This window comes from Brevundimonas sp. A19_0 (assembly GCF_017744255.1).
GTDB lineage: Bacteria > Pseudomonadota > Alphaproteobacteria > Caulobacterales > Caulobacteraceae > Brevundimonas.
Genome location: NZ_JAGHQP010000014.1, coordinates 1 through 15,633, shown reverse-complemented (window position 1 = coordinate 15,633; position 15,633 = coordinate 1). Strand labels below are relative to the sequence as shown.

Here is a 15,633-nt window from a genome sequence, read left to right as displayed (position 1 = left end):
CGATGTCGCCTAGATGCCCGCGCACTTCACACGCAGGCGTGGCGCGTCCGGGGAGACATCCCGGTCGAGCCGTTCCGAGGGACCCGGCGGTCCTTTTCACCGTCTGCGGCGGATTGAATCGGAAAAAGGACTTTACGATCATGGCTCTGCCTGAATTCTCGATGCGCACCCTGCTGGAAGCGGGCGCCCACTTCGGCCACCAGACCCACCGCTGGAACCCGAAGATGGAGCGCTACATCTTTGGCTCGCGCTCCAACATCCACATCATCGACCTGTCGCAGTCGATCCCGCTGCTGCACCAGGCGCTGGTCGCCGTGCGCGATGTGGCGGCCAAGGGCGGCCGCGTGCTGTTCGTCGGCACCAAGCGTCAGGCGTCGGATCCGGTGGCCGAAGCCGCCAAGCGCTGCGCCCAATATTACATGAACAACCGCTGGCTCGGCGGCACCCTGACCAACTGGAAGACGGTCTCGGGCTCGATTCAGCGCCTGCGTGAACTGGACGCCCTTCTGGAAACCGGTGGCGAAGGCCGCCAGAAGAAGGAACTGCTGACCCTGACCCGCGAGCGCGACAAGCTGGAGCTGTCGCTGGGTGGCATCAAGGACATGGGCGGGCTGCCGGACATCATGTTCGTGATCGACACCAACAAGGAGTCGATCGCCATCCTGGAAGCGCGCAAGTTGAACATTCCGGTGATCGCCATCCTCGACACCAACTGCGATCCGGACGGCATCACCTATCCGATCCCGGGCAACGATGACGCCGCGCGTGCCATCCAGACCTACTGCGATCTGATCGCCGACGCGGTTCTGGACGGTCTGGCCGCCGGCCAGTCGGCCTCGGGTGTCGATATCGGCGCCTCGGAAGCCCCTCCGTCCGAGCCGGCCCTGAGCACCAAGGCCGCTCCGGCTGAAGCCGAGCCCGAAGCCGCCGCTGAGGCCGCTCCGGCCTCCGAGGAGGCGGCTCCGGAAGCTGCCGAGACGGACAAGGCCGAGGCCTGACGCCAGGCGGTTCTCCGCGACCGCCAAACTGTTACGCGGCCGGGCTAAACCAGCCCGGCCGTTCCCGCATTCAGAATATCAGGAGACTGAACATGGCCGAGATCACCGCCGCCCTCGTCAAGGAACTGCGCGAGCGTTCGGGCGTGGGCATGATGGACTGCAAGAAGGCCCTGCAGGAAACCAATGGCGACATCACTGCCGCCATCGACTGGCTGCGCGCCAAGGGCCTGTCCAAGGCCGCCAAGAAGGCTGACCGCGTCGCCGCCGAAGGTCTGGTCGCCGTCGCCACCCGTGAAGACGGCAAGGGCGAAATCGGTGCCGCCATCGAGTTCAACGCCGAAACCGACTTCGTGGCCCGCAACGACCTGTTCCAGGAAGCGGCCAAGTCGTTCGCCCAACTGGGCCTCGAGCACCACAGCGTCGAGGCCATCCACGGCGCCCAGCTCGAAAACGGCACCACCGTCCAGGACGAGGTGACCCGCCTGATCGCCACCATCGGCGAGAACATGCAGCTGCGTCGCGCCGCGCGCCTGTCGGTCGAGGAAGGCGTCGTCGCCTCCTACGTCCACAACGCCGTGTCGCCGGGCGTCGGCCGCATCGGCGTGCTGGTCGCGCTGGAAGGCGCGGGTGACAAGGCTGCGCTGCGCGAGCTGGGCCGCAAGATCGCCATGCACGTCGCCGCCACGGCGCCGCTGTCGCTGAACACTGACGATCTGGACCCCGCCGCCATCGAGAAGGAACGCGCTGTCCTGACCGAAAAGGCCAAGGAAGAAGGTCGCCCCGAGAACATGATCGACAAGATCGTCTCGGGCCAGATCGCCAAGTTCCAGAAGGACGTGGTGCTGTCCAAGCAGCCGTTCGTCATGAACCCCGACGTCACGGTCGAGCAACTGGTCGCCGACACGGCCAAGGAACTCGGCTCGTCGAACCTGAAGCTGGCCGGCTTTGTCCGTCTGGCGCTGGGTGAGGGCGTTGAAAAGGTCGAAGGCCCGGACTTCGCCGCCGAAGTGGCGTCGATGACCGCCGGCTAAGGCCCGATTGGTCGAATACCGTTCCGATCTGTGATCGGAGCGTTGCATACGGGGGCGCGTTGGGCTTTGAAGGCCCACGCGCCCCTTGTTTATGGCCGCCGGTTCGCGCGGCTTCCTGTTGACGGATAGATCATGCCCTCACCCTCGTCCGGATATCGATACAAGCGCGTCCTGCTGAAGGTGTCGGGCGAGGTCCTGATGGGAGACCAGGGATTCGGCATCGATATCGGCACGGTCGAATCGGTGGCCGAGGCCGTGGCCCGGGTCGCGCGGCAGGGCGTCGAAATCTGTCTGGTGATCGGTGGCGGCAACATCTTCCGCGGCGTGTCCAAGGCAGCGGCTGGCATGGAACGGACGACCGCTGACTATATGGGCATGCTGGCGACTGTCATGAATGCCCTGGCTATGCAGGGGGCGCTTGAGAAAATCGGCGTCCAGACCCGCGTGCAGAGCGCCCTGACCATGAATGCGGTGGCCGAGCCCTACATCCGTCGCCGCGCCCTGCGTCACCTCGAAAAGGGCCGGGTGGTGATCTTCGCCGCCGGCGTGGGCGCGCCCTTCTTCACCACCGATTCGGGGGCGGCGCTGCGCGCGGCCGAAATGGGCTGCGATGCCCTGCTGAAGGGTACCAGCGTGGACGGCGTCTACAGCGCCGATCCCAAGAAGGACGCCTCGGCCACCCGCTACGACACCCTGACCTATCACGATGTGTTGGCGCGCGACCTTCGGGTCATGGACGCCTCGGCCGTGGCGCTGATGCGCGACAGCGGCATCCCCATCGTCGTCTTCTCGATCCGCGAGGACGACTCGCTCGACAAGGTGCTTCGCGGCGAGGGCGCCTTCACCGTCATCCAGTCGGGCGCTAGAAGCGACCGCTGAACGAACAGACCTGCAACGAGGATAAAATGGCCAAACCCGATCTGAAATCCTACCGCGATCGCATGGACAAGGCTGTGGCCGCGCTGAAGGACGAGTTCGCCGGCCTGCGCACCGGCCGGGCCAACGCGGGCCTGCTCGACCCGGTCCAGGTCGAGGCCTATGGCTCGACTTCGCCCCTGAATGCTGTCGCCGCCATCAGCGTGCCCGAGCCGCGCATGATCACCGTCAGTGTCTGGGACAAGGGCATGGTGGTGTCGGTCGAAAAGGCGATTCGCTCGGCCGGCCTGGGCCTGAACCCCGTCGTCGACGGCCAGACCCTGCGCATTCCGATCCCGCCGCTGACCGAGGAGCGCCGTCGCGACCTGGTCAAGTTGGCCGGCAAATACGCCGAGCAGCAGAAGATCGCCGTGCGCAACGTGCGCCGCGACGCCAACGACGACCTCAAGAAGGCGGAAAAGGCCAGCGACATCAGTCAGGATGAGCAGAAGAAGATGGAAGCCGAGGTCCAGAAGGACACCGACGCGGCCATCAAGCGCATCGACGAGATGATGAAGGTCAAGGAAGCCGAGATCATGCAGGTGTGACGACCTCGGGGCCCCCTCACGCGTCAGAGTCCTCCTCCGCCCGGGCCGACACGGTCACGGGACCGGCCCACGTCGCCCTGATCATGGACGGCAACGGACGCTGGGCGGCGGCGCGGGGTCTGCCCCGGGCGATGGGCCACCGCGAGGGTGTGCAGGCCCTGAAGCGCACCGTGCGGGCGGCGGCCGACCTCGGCATCCAGTGCCTGACGGTGTTCGGCTTCTCGACCGAGAACTGGAAGCGCTCGGCCGAGGAGGTCTCGGACCTGATGGGGCTGGTGCGCGCCTATGTCGGCAGCGATCTCGACCGACTGAAGCGGGAAGGGGTGCGGATCCATATCCTGGGCCGCCGCGAGGGCCTGCCGGAAGATATCGCTGCCATTGTCGATCGTGCCGAGCGTGAGACCGCGCATAACGACCGTTTCCTGCTGCAGGTGGCGTTCAACTATGGCGGCCGCGCCGACATCGTGGACGCCATGAACCGCCTGGTCCGCCGCGCGGCGGAGAGCGGCGAGGCGAGCCCCACCTTCACCGAGGCTGACATCGACGGGGCCCTGTCGACCCATCGGGGGCCGCCGGTCGATCTGATCATCCGCACCTCGGGCGAGCAGCGGCTGTCGAACTTCCTGCTGTGGGAAGCGGCCTATGCCGAAATGGTCTTCCAGGACATCCTCTGGCCGGACTATGGCGCCGAGGCCCTGAACGCCGCGGTCGGCGAATACCGTCGTCGGGACCGGCGTTTCGGTGGACGCGCGCCCGAACCCTCGGCGGTGGCGTCCTGATGGCCATTCCGTTCGGCAATCTGGGCATGCGGGTGGTGTCGGCGCTGGTGCTGGCGCCTCTGGCCGTGCTCGCGATCTGGGCCGGTAATCTATGGTTCCTCGCCATCATGCTGGCGGCCTGTGTGCTGCTGGCCCGCGAATGGGCCGAGATGAGCGTCCCCGGGCGCCCCACGCCGATCTTCTGGGCGGTGGCCCTGTCGCTGGTCGCCGTCACCGCCATTGCCGACACGGGGGCCATGTCGCCCGCCCTCGTCACCCTGGTGCTGGCCGCCGCCGCCGCCGGCCTGTTCGCCAGACGGATCGGGCAGGAGGGTCTGGATGCGGCCTATGGCGTCCTCTACCTCGGCTGGCCCGCCATACTGCTGATCTGGCTGCGCGACGGCCAGTCGATGGTCGGTCTCAGCTGGACCATTCTGGTCTTTGTGGTCGCCTGGTCATCGGACGTGGCCGCCTTCATCGTCGGCAGCCTGCTGAAGGGGCCCAAGCTGTGGCCCCGCTATTCCCCCAACAAGACCTGGTCCGGCTTCGTCGGCGGCATGGTCGCCGGTGCGGCGGCCGGAGGGTTGATCGCCTGGGTCCTGCCTCTGGACGTGCCGCATCCCTTCTGGGGTCTGGTTCTGGGCCTGGCCGCAGCCCTTGCGACCATGGCCGGAGACCTGTGGGAGTCGGCCATCAAGCGCCGGTTCGGCGTCAAGGACGCCGGGGGCCTGATCCCGGGGCACGGCGGTCTGCTGGATCGTGTCGACGGCCTGATGTTCGCCGCTGTGGTCATGGCGGCCGCCCGGCTGATCTTCATCCTGATGGACGCCACCGCGTGACCCCCCGCCGCATTACCGTTCTGGGCGCGACCGGCTCGGTCGGCAGCTCGACGCTCGCCCTGATGGACGAGGCCGAGCGGGCGGGCACGGAACGCTTCCACGTGGTGGCCCTGACGGGCGGGCGCAACATTGCCCGGCTGGTCAAGGCGGCGCGCCGATGGCGGCCCGAGGTCGTCGTCACCGCCCACGAGGGCCTGCGCCCCGAGCTTGAGCAGGCGCTTGCCGGGACCGGGATCGCGGTCAGCGCCGGGGCCGACGCCCTGGTCGAGGCTGCCCTGCGCCCGGCCGACTGGATCATGGCGGCCATCGTCGGCGCCGCCGGCCTTCGCTCGGCCTGGGCGGCGGCAGGGACGGGGGCGGTCCTCGGCCTGGCCAACAAGGAGAGTCTGGTGTGCTGCGGGCCGGCCCTCATGGCCCGGGCCCTGGCGGCCGGAGGACGGGTGGTGCCGGTCGATTCCGAGCACTCGGCCATCTATCAGGTGTTTCCCCATGACCGGCCGCAGGACGTCCACCGTCTGGTCCTGACGGCCTCGGGCGGTCCCTTCCGCAAGACGCCGCTCAACGAGCTGGCGCAGGTCACGCCCGAGCGGGCCGTGGCCCATCCCAACTGGAGCATGGGCGCCAAGATTTCCGTCGACAGCGCCACCCTGGCCAACAAGGGGCTCGAGATGATCGAGGCCGCCTGGTTGTTTGCCATGCCCGAGGCGAAGATCGATGTGGTGGTCCACCCGGAGTCGATCATCCACAGCCTTGTGGAATGTGTGGATGGATCCACACTCGCCCAGATGGGCCCGCCCGACATGCGCACGCCGATTGCCTATGCCCTGGCCTGGCCCCGGCGCATGGCATGGGAGGCCCCGCCGCTCGATCTGGTCGCTTTGGGCAGCCTGACCTTCGAGGCCCCGGACATCGAGCGATTCCCGGCCCTGGACCTGGCCCGGCAGGCGCTGAAGGCCGGCGGCAATGCCCCGGCGGTGTTCAACGCCGCCAATGAAGTGGCAGCCCTGGCCTTCCTTGACCGTCGTCTGGGCTTTCTCAATATTGCCGCAGTCATAGCCGACACGCTGGAAGCGGCGTCGGCCTCTGGCCTTGCCGACGCGACCGGGGACGCCTGCGAGGTGGCCCTGGCTGTGGACCAACAGGCCCGGCGTCTGGCCCGGACCTGTCTGGACCGACGAGGACAGGCGGCGTGATCCGATTCCGGATCGACCAGGGGGAGTAGGGCGACCGAATGTTGGAGTTTCTGGCGCAGGTGCCGCTCTATGTCCTGCCGTTTCTGCTGGTCCTGACCGTCGTGGTCACGGTCCACGAACTGGGCCATTTCCTTGTCGCGCGGGCCTTTGGCGTCAAGATCGACCGTTTTGCCATCGGCTTTGGCCGTGCCCTGCTCAGCCGTACCGATAAACACGGCACCGAATGGCGCCTCGGCTGGATCCCGGCGGGGGGCTACGTCAAATTCTCGGGCGATCTCGATCCCTCCAGCGTGCCGGACGAGGCCGGCCTCGCCGAACTGAAGGGCCGCATCGTCGCCGAGCAGGGTCCGGCGGCGCTCCGGGACTACTATCATTTCAAACCCGTGTGGCAGCGCGCCCTCGTTGTGGCCGCCGGGCCGCTGGCCAATTTCGTGCTGGCCATCTTCATCTTCACCCTGCTGTTCTCGCTGATCGGCGTGCAGATCCTGCCGGCTCGCGTGGCCCAGGTCAGTGAGGGCAGCCCCGCTGCAGCTGCCGGTTTCCGTGAAGGGGACCTGATCACCGGCATCAACGGCCGTCGCGTGGACGACTCTCGCGATGTGACCCGGATCGTGTCGCTGAGCAGCGGCGACCAGCTGCGCTTCCTCGTCGAGCGCGACGGGGCCGAAGTGACCCTGACCGCCACGCCCGAGCGCGAGGTGGTGGTTGATCCTGTCGGGGGCCGTATTTCGGTCGGGCGCATCGGTTTGGGGCTGTTGCCGGCCGTCGATGAGATCCGCCACGTCCGCTATGGCCCGCTGGCGGCCGTGGGCGAGGGCGTCTCCCAGACGGCGGACGTGCTGGGGACCAGCCTGCGCTACATCGGGCGAATCTTCACCGGTCGCGAGAGCGGCGACCAGCTGAGCGGACCGATCGGCATCGCCAAGGCTTCAGGCGCGCTCACCAATGCGGCGGTTGAGGCCAATCCGGACCCGGGCGCCACCGTTTTCAACCTGGTTCTGACCATGGCCAGCTTTGCTGCCATACTTTCGATCGGAATTGGCTTTCTAAACCTGTTGCCCATCCCGATCCTGGATGGGGGTCACCTGGTTTTTTATGGCTATGAAGCTGTTGCCAAGAAGCCTGTCGCGGCACGTTATCAGGAGGCCGGATTCAGGGTCGGTCTTGCTTTGCTGGCCTGTTTGATGTTGTTCGCCACCTGGAACGATCTACAAAAGCTGAACCTGTTCAAATTCCTCGGCGGGCTCGCTTGATGAGCCGGCGCCAGCCCCCGATGGGACCCGTGATGCACCACACTTCCTCTTCCCGCTCCTTTGCCTTTACCGGTCGTGCAAGTGCCGTGGCGCTCGTGCTCGCCGCCGGCCTGGCCGGGCCTGCCCTGGCCCAGGAGGCCCCGCCTCCGACCACTGATGTCCAGCAGACCGCCCAGGACCCCGCCGGCGACGACCGGGTACTGGTCACCGCCATCGAGGTGCGCGGCAGCAACCTGCGGATCGAGGACGCGACGGTGCTGTCCTACCTGCCCATCCGTCCGGGCGACACGGTCGATCCGGTCGTACTGGACGTGGCCGTGCGGACCCTGTCACGCACCGGCCTGTTCGCCGATGTCCAGATGGGTGTCCAGAACGGCGTGCTGATCGTCGAGGTGGTCGAGAACCCGATCATCAACCAGGTGATCTTCGAGGGGAACGGCGCCCTGGGCGACGACAAGCTCAGCGAGGAAGTCACCATCCGCCCGCGTGGCATCTACACCCGCGCCCGCGTTCAGGAAGATGTCGGCAAGATCGTCGAGCTGTACCGCCTGTCCGGTCGTATCTCGGCCAGCGTGACGCCCAAGATCGTCCAGCTGGAGCAGAACCGCGTCGACGTCATCTTCGAGATTGACGAGGGCCCCGAGACCGGCCTGCAGGCCATCACCTTTATCGGCAACCAGGCCTTCTCCGACGGCGAACTGCGCGAGGTCATGGTTTCGAAACAGTCTCGCTGGTGGCGCCTGTTCACCAGCAACGACAACTACGATCCCAATCGTCTGGACTACGACCGCGAGCAGCTGCGCGAATTCTACACCAACCGGGGCTACTACGACTTCCGCGTTGTGTCGGCGGTTGCGGAGCTGGTGCCGGACGGCAGCGCCTTCTCGATCAGCCTGACGGTCGACGAGGGGGATCGCTACAATTTCGGCACCGTGGATGTGGTTACCGAAAACGACCGCCTGAATGCCGACTTCCTCAAGCTGATCATCCCGATCCACGAAGGGGATCTGTACGAGAGCGCCAAGATCGAGGAGGCGGTCGATACCCTGACCTATGCTGCCGGTTCGGCCGGCTATGCCTTCGTCGAGATCACGCCCAGCTATCGTCCGAACCCCGAAACCGATACTGTTGATGTGACCTTCAACGTCCGCGAGGGTCAGCGCGTCTACGTGGAGCGCATCAATGTGATCGGCAATACCCGCACCATTGACCCGGTCATTCGTCGCGAACTGGCGCTGACCGAAGGGGACGCCTTCAACCGCACTCTGGTCGAGCGGTCGCGCAACAACCTGCGTGGCCTCGGCTTCTTCAAGGAGGTGACGGTCGAAGAGGTCCGCGGATCGGCGCCGGATCGTTCGGTCGTCAATGTGACCGTCGAGGAACAGCCGACCGGCGAGCTCTCGGTGGGCGCCGGCTTCAGCTCGGTCGACTCCTTCGTGGTGAACCTGGGCATTTCAGAGCGCAATTTCCGCGGCCGCGGCCAGTCGGTGGTCGCGCGCATCGAATGGGGCTCGCTGCGCCAGAACCTAGACTTCCGCTTCACCGAGCCGAAGTTCATGGGCCGTGACCTCCGGGCCGGTTTCGACCTGTTCCACTCGCGCTATGATCTGAGCGAGTTCTCGTCCTACGATTACCGCTCGACCGGGGCCGGGCTGCGTCTGTCCTATCCGCTGAACGGCTACACCCTGCTCAGCACCCGCTACTTCCTGAAGGCGGACGAAGTGATCGTCCCGAGCAGCTTCTGCAGCTCGGGGCAGGGTTCGTCGGCCCTCTGCGACCAGGTCGGTTCGTTCGTGAACTCCTCGGCGGGCTACACCATTCTGGTCGACCGCCGGAACGATCCGGTGCGGCCGACCCGCGGCTGGGTCGGCACCCTGCGTCAGGACCTTGCAGGCCTGGGCGGCGACGTGAACTATCTGCGTACCGAGGCCGAAGCGTCCGCCTACTGGGGCGTCCGTCCCGAGTGGGTTGTCACCGCCCAGTTCCAGACCGGGTACGTCTCGGGTTGGGGGGGCGACCCGGTCCGGATCAATGACCGCTTCTTCAAGGGCGGCAACAGCTTCCGGGGCTTCGAGACCGCCGGCCTCGGCCCGCGTGACACGCTCACGACTGACGCCCTCGGCGGCAATTTCTACGTGATCGGTACGCTGGAGATGACCGTCCCCAACGGCCTGCCGGAGGAATACGGCATCCGCACCTCGGTGTTCACCGACGTGGGCACGGTCGGCGTGCTGGACGACCGGTATCTGTTCGATCCCGTCACAGGCCTGCGGAATGCCCGTATCGTTGACGATCTCGCCATTCGCGGGTCGGCCGGCATCAGCATTCACTGGCGCGCGCCGGTCGGACCGATCCGGTTCGATATCTCCAAGATCTTCGCCCACGAGGATTACGACAAGACCGAGGGCTTCCGCTTCTCGACTTCCACCCAGTTCTAGAAGGCGTCACTTCCGACGCCGCTGAATGAGTAAAACCATGAAACTGTTCGCAATCGCCGCTGTTGCCCTGGCCACCCTGACGGCGTCGCCGGTCCTGGCCCAGGCTGCCGGTCCGCAGAACCCCGGTCCGGTCATCCCTGGCCTGTGCGTCTACAGCAATGCCCGTCTGATGGTGCAGTCCACTGTCGGACAGTCTGTGCAACAAGGCATGCGCCGTCTGACCGACGAGGTCATCAACGAGCTGGCCCCCTATGGCCAGGCCATCAGCACCGAGATCCAGGCGCTGCAGCAAGGCCGCGGCACCATCCCCCAGGAAGAGTTCGCCCAGCGCAGCCAGGCCGTGCAGCAGCGCATTGCCGAGGCCGAGCAACTGGAACAGACCCGCGGCCAGGAACTGGAATACACCCTGTCGCAGCAGCGTGCCGCGATCGCCCGCGCCATCGACCCCATCCTCGTCGCTGTCTACCAGGAGCGTGGCTGTGGCATCCTGATCAGCGGCGAGACCGTCTATCAGGCCAATCCGCAGATGGACATCACCGACATGGTGATCCAGCGCCTGAACGCGCAGCTGCCGTCGCTGTCCTTCAACCGCATGCCGGTGCCGGTCCAGCAGCCCCAGCAATAATAGCCGAAGGGCAGGGATGCCGGACGCCCGCTTCTTTCAGACCCTCCCCCAGCGGACGGTCGACGATCTGGCCGCCGCCATTGGTGGCCGGGTCGTGCGGGGCGGTGATGTGCCAATCGCCGGCGTCGCGCCCCTCAACCGAGCGGGGCCGTCGGACCTGAGCTTCCTGTCCGACCGTCGACACAAGACGGCCCTGGCCGAGACCCGCGCCGGGGCCGTTGTGCTGTCCGAAGCCCTCGTGGATGAAGCCCCTGCGGGCGCTGCGGTCATCGTGTCGCCCGAGGTCCAGGCGGCCTGGGCGCGGGCGGCGGACCTGCTGCATCGTCCCCATGCGCTGGACCCGCAGGCCGGCCCTCCGGCCTGGCTGGAAGACGACGGTGTCGTCATCGAACCCGGTGTGGTGCTGGGACCCGGTGTCAGTATCGGCCGGGGCACCCGGATCGGGGCCAATACCGTGGTCGGTGCCGGAGTGCAGATCGGCCGCAACTGCCAGATCGGCCCGCTGGTCAGCCTGTCCCATGCCTTGATCGGCGACCGGGTCCGCATTCTGGCGGGCGCGCGGATCGGCGAGGCCGGGTTCGGGGCGGCGCCCTCACGGTCCGGCCCCGTCGACATTCCCCAGCTGGGACGGGTTATCCTTCAGGATGGCGTGACCGTCGGCGCCAACAGCTGCATCGATCGCGGCGCCTTTGATGACACGGTCATCGGCGAGAATTCCAAGATCGATAATCTGGTCCAGATCGCCCACAACGTTACCATCGGCCGCAATGGTCTTCTGGCCGCGCACACCGGAATCTCGGGCTCCGTGACGGTCGGTGACAACGTCATGTTCGGCGGACGGGCCGGGATTGGCGACCACATCACCATCGGGGAAGGGGCCCGTGTGGCCGGCGGCGCCGGCGTGCTGGCCGACATCCCGCCGGGCGAGACCTGGTCCGGTTATCCCGCCAAACCCCTGCGTCAATCCTTGCGTGAAGCCGTCTGGTTGGCCAAACAGGTCAGCAAGACGAAGGGCTGACACGAGGATTCCATGGCCGACGACCGGATCGACTATGCCGAGGTGATGCGGCGGCTGCCCCATCGCTACCCCTTCCTGCTGGTCGATCGCGCCGAGGACTTTGTGGCCGGTACCTCGATCACCGGCATCAAGAACGTCACCCATAACGAGCCCTTCTTCCCCGGCCACTTCCCGATCGACCCGGTCATGCCGGGCGTGCTGATCGTCGAGGCCATGGCCCAGACCGGGGCCCTGCTGATGTCCAAGTCGCTGGAAATTTCTGTCGAGGGCAAGGTCATCCTCTTCATGTCGATCGACGGCGTGCGCTTCCGCAAGCCCGCCCGTCCGGGCGACCAGCTGCACATGAAGGTGGTGGTCACCAAACAGCGCGGGGACATCTTCAAATTCCGGGGCGAGACCTTCATCGACGGCAAGCTGGCGGCCGAAGCCGACTTCGCCGCCATGGCGTCCACCGTCGAACAGCCGATCCGCTGATGTCCATCCATGCCACAGCCCTGGTCGACGCCGGTGCCGTGATTGCGGACGACGTCGAGGTCGGCCCCTGGTGCACGGTGGGTCCCGGCGTCACGCTGGAGGCCGGGGTGCGCCTGGTCAGCCATGTGGTGATCCCGCGCGACACGACCGTCGGAACCGGCACGGTCATCCACCCCTTCGCCGTGATCGGCGGCGACCCGCAGCACACCGGCTACAAGGGCGAGCGGGTCACCCTGAAGATCGGCGCGCGCAACACCATCCGCGAGCACTCCACTTTCAACCGCGGCACGCCCCAGGGCAGCGGCGAGACGATCATCGGCTCGGACAATCTGTTCATGACCGGGGCCCACGTCGGCCACGACTGTATCGTCGGCAGCAACATCACCTTCGCCAACAACGCCACCCTGGGCGGCCATGCCGAGATCGGCGACCGGGTCTTCCTGGGTGGCCTGTCGGCGGTGCACCAGTTCGGCCGGGTGGGGCAGGGCGCCATTGTCGGCGGTCTGGCGGCGGTCACGCGGGACGTCATTCCCTATGGCTCGGCCTGGGGCAATCATGCCCGTCTGCGTGGCCTTAATCTGATCGGGCTGAAGCGCAAGGGCTATGACAAGGCCGCCGTCCGGCGCCTGCTGGCGGCCTATCGCGACCTGTTCGAGCGTAAGGACCAGCCCTTCGCCCAACGCATCGACGCGGCCGCACAGACCTATGCCGACCTGCCCGAGATCGTCGAGATCATCACCTTCATCCGGCGCGATACGCGGCGGCCCCTCTGCCTGCCCGAGGACTGAGGTGGCACCGCGGGGCAAGCTGGGCCTGATCGCCGGGGGCGGGGCCCTGCCACTGGCCGTCGCGGCGCGCTGCGAGGCCGAAGGTCGTGCGGTACACGTCATCCGCCTGGCCGGCTTCGCCGATGCCCATCTGGCGCGCTATCCCGGCATCGAGGCCGGCATGGCCGAGATCGGTCGTATCCTGTCGGAAATGAAGGGCGCCTGCTGTCAGGCGGTCTGTCTGGCCGGCACGGTCAACCGGCCCGACTTCAAGACCCTGCGCCCCGACTTCAAGGGCGCGACCCTGCTGCCCGGCATCGTTGCGGCGGCCACCAAAGGCGACGACGCCCTGCTGCGCAAGATCCTGTCGATCTTCGAGGCCGAGGGATTCGCGGTCGAGGGGGCGGACGACATTCTGGGCGGCGAGACCCTGCCGGCCGGTGCGCTGGGGCGCATCCAGCCGACCGAAGACCAGCTTTCCGACCTCAGGAAGGCGCTGCATGTCGCGGAAAAGTCGGGGGAACTGGATATCGGCCAGGGCGCGGTCGTCTGTGACGGACTGGTGCTCGCCGTGGAGGCCCAGGAGGGCACCGACGCCATGCTGCGGCGGGTCGCAGGCCTCCCGGCCGATCTCCGGGGTAATCCGTCCCTGCCGAAGGGCGCGCTCGGGAAGGCGCCCAAGCCCATCCAGGACCTGCGGGTCGACATGCCGGTCATGGGCGCCCGCACGCTCGAGCTGGCGGCGGAAGCGGGCCTCGCTGGCGTGGGCGGACAGGCCAGACGCCTGATCCTGATCGACCGGGCCGCCATGATCGAGACAGCCGACCGGCTGGGCCTGTTCATCTGGGGGGAAGGGCAGTGACGCGCCCGCTGAAGGTCATGCTGGTGGCCGCCGAGGCTTCGGGCGATGCGCTGGGGGCAGGTCTGGCCAAGGCCCTGAAGCGACGGCTGGGCGATGATCTGACCCTTGTTGGTGTGGGTGGGCCCCGGATGGCAGCCGAGGGCATCGTCAGCCCGTTCGACATCGCCGACCTGTCGATCCACGGCTGGCTCGAGGGCCTCAAGGCCTATGGGCTGGTCAAGCAGCGGGTGGCCGATACGGCGGCGTTGGCCGACCGCGAGCGGCCTGACGCCGTGATCCTGATCGACAGCTGGGGCTTCACTATCCGGGTGGCCAAGGCGGTGCGCGCGCTGATGCCGGATGTGCCCCTGATCAAATATGTCGGGCCCCAGGTCTGGGCCTCGCGCCCCGGTCGGGCCAGGACGCTCGCCGCGGCGGTCGACCACCTCCTGGCGCTCTATGCCTTCGATGCGCCGTGGTTCGAGCGCGAGGGCCTTCCCACTACGGTGGTCGGCTCGCAGGCCCTGCACGTCGACATGTCCGGTGCCGACCCGGCCGCCTTCCGGGCCGCGCGCGGGATGGCGCCGGACGCCCCTCTGCTGCTGGTCCTGCCCGGCAGCCGCCCGTCGGAAATCCGCCTGATGACGCCGGTCTACGCCGAGACCATCGGGCGGCTCAAGGCGCTCCACCCCGATCTGGAGGTCGCCGCCGTGGTGGCTGGCACCGTGGCCGCCGACGTCCGTGAGCGCCTGAACGCCATGCCCGACAAGGTGCATCTGGTCGAGGAAGACGACAAATACGCGGCCATGAAGGCGGCGAGCGTCGCGCTGGCCACCAGCGGCACGGTCTCGACCGAACTGGCGCTGGCGGGGGCGCCCATGATCATCGCCTACCGCTTCCAGCCGCTCAGCTATGCGATCATGCGGCCCTTCTTCACCGGGAAGTACGCGACCCTGTTCAATCACGCCGCCGACGAGGAGATCGCCCCGGAGTACATCCAGAACGACGCCACCCCCGACAAGCTGGTCGCGGCGGTCGAGCGTTTGCTGCAGGACCCGGCGGCCCGTGCCGACCAGGCCCGCCGCCAGACCGCCGCCCTCGACCTCATGGGCCGCGAAGGGCGCGACCCGTCCGAGATTGCTGCGGAGGCGGTGCTGGATGTGATCGAAGGACGCGGTCGGCCCTAACCCTCGCCCCGCATGGCGCGGCGGGACAGGATCATGGCGCCGACGACGCAGGGGCCGAACAGCAGGCCCTCGAGGCCGCCCGTGACGCTCTGGGCGATCGGACCAAAGCCGGCCTCGCCGAACCAGCTTCCGATCATGCCCAGTTGCAGCTGCGATTCGGGGAAGGTCTTCGCCAGCAGGTCCAGACTGCCACCCATCAGCCGGCCCCCGAACAGGGGGATGGCCATCCCGGCCACGGCCGCCGTGACACCGGCCGTGATCATGCAGCGCCGCAGGGGGACCGGCTGACGCCCCCGCGCCCCCAGCCATAGGCCGAGCCCGATGGCGCCGCCCAGGAGGAAGCCCTCCATCCCTCCGGTGATGTCTCCCGGCGAGCGACCCACCAGCAGGTTGAAGGCGTCGATGCCCAGCAGCTTGACCGCTCCGCCGACGACCATGCCGCCCAGCGCGCCGCCGAAGATGATCCAGGGGCTGGGCTCGCGCCGTCCGAGGCCGGTCGCGGCCATGCCGAGGCCCACCGCCGCCCCGCCCATAAGGGCGACGACCGTCGTCAGCCACACCAGCACCAGCAGGATCGAGCCCGACCCCATGCCGGGCTGCAGGGGATGGGCGACCGCGATCAGGCCGTAGATCAGCCCTCCGACTACCCCCGCCAGTCCGCCCCCCAGCACACCGGCCCCGCCCAGCAAAAGAGTGCGCTTCGCGTCCCACGCATCATCGGCGGGGCCGGTGTGCTGGGGGGCGGACT

The 15,633-nt window shown here is 67.5% G+C and carries 16 protein-coding genes; 15 read left to right on the top strand and 1 reads right to left on the bottom strand.

Going from position 1 to position 15,633, the window contains the following annotated elements:
• Positions 1 to 140: 140 nt before the first annotated feature.
• The 15 genes from rpsB to lpxB all read left to right on the top strand — a co-directional run bounded on the left by rpsB (position 141) and on the right by lpxB (position 14,885).
• Positions 141 to 998 (top strand): 30S ribosomal protein S2, encoded by an 858-nt coding sequence (gene rpsB / locus J7346_RS11890; RefSeq protein ID WP_209120157.1) that lies wholly within the window; start codon positions 141 to 143, stop codon positions 996 to 998.
• Positions 999 to 1,090: 92 nt separating this feature from the next.
• On the top strand, positions 1,091 to 2,029 hold the full coding sequence (gene tsf, locus J7346_RS11885; protein ID WP_209120156.1) for a translation elongation factor Ts: 939 nt from the start codon (positions 1,091 to 1,093) through the stop codon (positions 2,027 to 2,029).
• A 132-nt stretch (positions 2,030 to 2,161) separates the two neighbouring features.
• Positions 2,162 to 2,908: a UMP kinase gene (pyrH, locus tag J7346_RS11880; RefSeq protein ID WP_209120155.1), complete on the top strand. Its 747-nt coding sequence runs from the start codon at positions 2,162 to 2,164 to the stop codon at positions 2,906 to 2,908.
• Positions 2,909 to 2,934: 26 nt separating this feature from the next.
• The gene (gene frr, locus J7346_RS11875) at positions 2,935 to 3,492 is read left to right on the top strand and encodes a ribosome recycling factor (RefSeq protein ID WP_209120154.1); all 558 of its coding nucleotides are present in this window, start codon (positions 2,935 to 2,937) and stop codon (positions 3,490 to 3,492) included.
• Complete coding sequence (gene uppS / locus J7346_RS11870; protein ID WP_348521506.1) at positions 3,489 to 4,271, top strand: polyprenyl diphosphate synthase; 783 nt, start codon at positions 3,489 to 3,491, stop codon at positions 4,269 to 4,271. Before frr ends, uppS begins: the two co-directional genes overlap by 4 nt.
• On the top strand, positions 4,271 to 5,089 hold the full coding sequence (locus J7346_RS11865) for a phosphatidate cytidylyltransferase (protein ID WP_209120153.1): 819 nt from the start codon (positions 4,271 to 4,273) through the stop codon (positions 5,087 to 5,089). The genes uppS and J7346_RS11865 overlap by 1 nt, the downstream gene beginning before the upstream one ends.
• Positions 5,086 to 6,282, top strand: a complete 1,197-nt coding sequence (dxr, locus tag J7346_RS11860; protein WP_209120152.1) for a 1-deoxy-D-xylulose-5-phosphate reductoisomerase — start codon at positions 5,086 to 5,088, stop codon at positions 6,280 to 6,282. Before J7346_RS11865 ends, dxr begins: the two co-directional genes overlap by 4 nt.
• Positions 6,283 to 6,320: 38 nt before the next feature.
• Positions 6,321 to 7,535: an RIP metalloprotease RseP gene (gene rseP, locus J7346_RS11855; protein WP_209120151.1), complete on the top strand. Its 1,215-nt coding sequence runs from the start codon at positions 6,321 to 6,323 to the stop codon at positions 7,533 to 7,535.
• A 32-nt stretch (positions 7,536 to 7,567) separates the two neighbouring features.
• A complete protein-coding gene (gene bamA / locus J7346_RS11850; protein ID WP_209120150.1) occupies positions 7,568 to 9,973 on the top strand; it encodes an outer membrane protein assembly factor BamA in 2,406 nt (801 codons plus the stop codon).
• Between the two features lie 37 nt (positions 9,974 to 10,010).
• Positions 10,011 to 10,598 (top strand): OmpH family outer membrane protein, encoded by a 588-nt coding sequence (locus tag J7346_RS11845; protein WP_209120149.1) that lies wholly within the window; start codon positions 10,011 to 10,013, stop codon positions 10,596 to 10,598.
• Positions 10,599 to 10,614: 16 nt separating this feature from the next.
• Positions 10,615 to 11,616, top strand: a complete 1,002-nt coding sequence (gene lpxD / locus J7346_RS11840) for a UDP-3-O-(3-hydroxymyristoyl)glucosamine N-acyltransferase (protein ID WP_209120148.1) — start codon at positions 10,615 to 10,617, stop codon at positions 11,614 to 11,616.
• A 12-nt stretch (positions 11,617 to 11,628) separates the two neighbouring features.
• Positions 11,629 to 12,090 (top strand): 3-hydroxyacyl-ACP dehydratase FabZ, encoded by a 462-nt coding sequence (gene fabZ, locus J7346_RS11835; RefSeq protein ID WP_209120147.1) that lies wholly within the window; start codon positions 11,629 to 11,631, stop codon positions 12,088 to 12,090.
• The gene (gene lpxA, locus J7346_RS11830; RefSeq protein ID WP_209120146.1) at positions 12,090 to 12,878 is read left to right on the top strand and encodes an acyl-ACP--UDP-N-acetylglucosamine O-acyltransferase; all 789 of its coding nucleotides are present in this window, start codon (positions 12,090 to 12,092) and stop codon (positions 12,876 to 12,878) included. Before fabZ ends, lpxA begins: the two co-directional genes overlap by 1 nt.
• 1 nt (position 12,879) lies before the next feature.
• Positions 12,880 to 13,719 carry a UDP-2,3-diacylglucosamine diphosphatase LpxI gene (gene lpxI / locus J7346_RS11825; RefSeq protein WP_348521505.1) on the top strand — a complete coding sequence of 280 codons (840 nt, stop codon included), beginning with the start codon at positions 12,880 to 12,882 and terminating at the stop codon, positions 13,717 to 13,719.
• Positions 13,716 to 14,885, top strand: coding sequence for a lipid-A-disaccharide synthase (gene lpxB / locus J7346_RS11820; protein WP_209120144.1), 1,170 nt, complete (start codon positions 13,716 to 13,718; stop codon positions 14,883 to 14,885). Before lpxI ends, lpxB begins: the two co-directional genes overlap by 4 nt.
• On the opposite strand, the gene J7346_RS11815 is transcribed toward lpxB, so the two are convergent.
• Positions 14,882 to 15,633, bottom strand: a 752-nt coding sequence (locus J7346_RS11815; protein WP_209120143.1) for a hypothetical protein, incomplete at its 5' end; no start/stop codon positions are given. The genes lpxB and J7346_RS11815 overlap by 4 nt on opposite strands.

Excerpts from the sequence above, each read along its gene's own strand:
- bamA (WP_209120150.1), top strand. The coding sequence starts at position 7,568 with ATGCACCACACTTCCTCTTCCCGCTCCTTTGCCTTTACCGGTCGTGCA.
- lpxA (WP_209120146.1), top strand. The coding sequence starts at position 12,090 with ATGTCCATCCATGCCACAGCCCTGGTCGACGCCGGTGCCGTGATTGCG.
- rseP (WP_209120151.1), top strand. The coding sequence starts at position 6,321 with ATGTTGGAGTTTCTGGCGCAGGTGCCGCTCTATGTCCTGCCGTTTCTG.
- tsf (WP_209120156.1), top strand. The coding sequence starts at position 1,091 with ATGGCCGAGATCACCGCCGCCCTCGTCAAGGAACTGCGCGAGCGTTCG.
- rpsB (WP_209120157.1), top strand. The coding sequence starts at position 141 with ATGGCTCTGCCTGAATTCTCGATGCGCACCCTGCTGGAAGCGGGCGCC.
- pyrH (WP_209120155.1), top strand. The coding sequence starts at position 2,162 with ATGCCCTCACCCTCGTCCGGATATCGATACAAGCGCGTCCTGCTGAAG.
- lpxD (WP_209120148.1), top strand. The coding sequence starts at position 10,615 with ATGCCGGACGCCCGCTTCTTTCAGACCCTCCCCCAGCGGACGGTCGAC.
- J7346_RS11865 (WP_209120153.1), top strand. The coding sequence starts at position 4,271 with ATGGCCATTCCGTTCGGCAATCTGGGCATGCGGGTGGTGTCGGCGCTG.
- fabZ (WP_209120147.1), top strand. The coding sequence starts at position 11,629 with ATGGCCGACGACCGGATCGACTATGCCGAGGTGATGCGGCGGCTGCCC.
- frr (WP_209120154.1), top strand. The coding sequence starts at position 2,935 with ATGGCCAAACCCGATCTGAAATCCTACCGCGATCGCATGGACAAGGCT.
- J7346_RS11845 (WP_209120149.1), top strand. The coding sequence starts at position 10,011 with ATGAAACTGTTCGCAATCGCCGCTGTTGCCCTGGCCACCCTGACGGCG.